The following is a 2224-nucleotide window of genomic DNA, read 5'->3' as shown; positions in this document are numbered from 1 at the left end:
CTGGGCTGCTCCCCGTTCGCTCGCCGCTACTGGGGGAATCTCGGTTGATTTCTTTTCCTCGGGGTACTTAGATGTTTCAGTTCCCCCGGTTCGCCTCGTTAACCTATGTATTCAGTTAACGATAGTGCAACGAATTGCACTGGGTTTCCCCATTCGGACATCGCCGGCTATAACGGTTCATATCACCTTACCGACGCTTTTCGCAGATTAGCACGTCCTTCATCGCCTCTGACTGCCAGGGCATCCACCGTGTACGCTTAGTCGCTTAACCTCACAACCCGAAGATGTTTCACTTCGTGTCGCGAAAATTTGAGAGACTCGAACACACATTAACTGTGTGTCGTTTCAATTTTCAGCTTGATCCAGATTTTTAAAGAGCAAATATCTCAAACGTCACCCGAAGATGAGTTTTGAGATAGTTCGGCACGCGTCTTTCACTCACGAACCAGCAAGTGGCGTCCCCTAGGGGATTCGAACCCCTGTTACCGCCGTGAAAGGGCGGTGTCCTGGGCCTCTAGACGAAGGGGACACTGAAGTCTCAATCGCAAGACGCCTTGCTTCTTTACTTTCATCAGACAATCTGTGTGAGCACTGCAAAGGCAGGTTCTTTAAGGTAAGGAGGTGATCCAACCGCAGGTTCCCCTACGGTTACCTTGTTACGACTTCACCCCAGTCATGAATCACAAAGTGGTAAGCGCCCTCCCGAAGGTTAAGCTACCTACTTCTTTTGCAACCCACTCCCATGGTGTGACGGGCGGTGTGTACAAGGCCCGGGAACGTATTCACCGTAGCATTCTGATCTACGATTACTAGCGATTCCGACTTCATGGAGTCGAGTTGCAGACTCCAATCCGGACTACGACATACTTTATGAGGTCCGCTTGCTCTCGCGAGGTCGCTTCTCTTTGTATATGCCATTGTAGCACGTGTGTAGCCCTGGTCGTAAGGGCCATGATGACTTGACGTCATCCCCACCTTCCTCCAGTTTATCACTGGCAGTCTCCTTTGAGTTCCCGGCCTAACCGCTGGCAACAAAGGATAAGGGTTGCGCTCGTTGCGGGACTTAACCCAACATTTCACAACACGAGCTGACGACAGCCATGCAGCACCTGTCTCACAGTTCCCGAAGGCACCAAAGCATCTCTGCTAAGTTCTGTGGATGTCAAGACCAGGTAAGGTTCTTCGCGTTGCATCGAATTAAACCACATGCTCCACCGCTTGTGCGGGCCCCCGTCAATTCATTTGAGTTTTAACCTTGCGGCCGTACTCCCCAGGCGGTCGATTTAACGCGTTAGCTCCGGAAGCCACGCCTCAAGGGCACAACCTCCAAATCGACATCGTTTACGGCGTGGACTACCAGGGTATCTAATCCTGTTTGCTCCCCACGCTTTCGCACCTGAGCGTCAGTCTTTGTCCAGGGGGCCGCCTTCGCCACCGGTATTCCTCCAGATCTCTACGCATTTCACCGCTACACCTGGAATTCTACCCCCCTCTACAAGACTCTAGCCTGCCAGTTTCGAATGCAGTTCCCAGGTTGAGCCCGGGGATTTCACATCCGACTTGACAGACCGCCTGCGTGCGCTTTACGCCCAGTAATTCCGATTAACGCTTGCACCCTCCGTATTACCGCGGCTGCTGGCACGGAGTTAGCCGGTGCTTCTTCTGCGGGTAACGTCAATCGACAAGGTTATTAACCTTATCGCCTTCCTCCCCGCTGAAAGTACTTTACAACCCGAAGGCCTTCTTCATACACGCGGCATGGCTGCATCAGGCTTGCGCCCATTGTGCAATATTCCCCACTGCTGCCTCCCGTAGGAGTCTGGACCGTGTCTCAGTTCCAGTGTGGCTGGTCATCCTCTCAGACCAGCTAGGGATCGTCGCCTAGGTGAGCCGTTACCCCACCTACTAGCTAATCCCATCTGGGCACATCTGATGGCATGAGGCCCGAAGGTCCCCCACTTTGGTCTTGCGACGTTATGCGGTATTAGCTACCGTTTCCAGTAGTTATCCCCCTCCATCAGGCAGTTTCCCAGACATTACTCACCCGTCCGCCGCTCGTCACCCGAGAGCAAGCTCTCTGTGCTACCGCTCGACTTGCATGTGTTAGGCCTGCCGCCAGCGTTCAATCTGAGCCATGATCAAACTCTTCAATTTAAGTTTGATGCTCAAAGAATTAAACTTCGTAATGAATTACGTGTTCACTCTTGAGACTTGGTATTCATTT

Annotated in this window: 1 tRNA gene and 2 rRNA genes; all 3 read right to left on the bottom strand. The window is 52.4% G+C overall.

The features are described 5' to 3' along the window. Positions 1-271 (bottom strand): 23S ribosomal RNA (locus tag GT756_RS25665); the annotation flags it as partial. Between the two features lie 182 nt (positions 272-453). Then, a tRNA-Glu gene (locus GT756_RS25660) sits at positions 454-529 on the bottom strand. Positions 530-614: 85 nt separating this feature from the next. After that, a 16S ribosomal RNA gene (locus GT756_RS25655) occupies positions 615-2154 on the bottom strand. Positions 2155-2224: the final 70 nt, after the last annotated feature.

Origin of the sequence: Klebsiella sp. Q2 (genome assembly GCF_009900705.1) — a bacterium.
Classification (GTDB): domain Bacteria; phylum Pseudomonadota; class Gammaproteobacteria; order Enterobacterales; family Enterobacteriaceae; genus Klebsiella; species Klebsiella quasipneumoniae.
The sequence above is the reverse complement of the archived record's forward strand: the minus strand, read 5'-3'. Positions and strand labels throughout refer to the sequence as shown.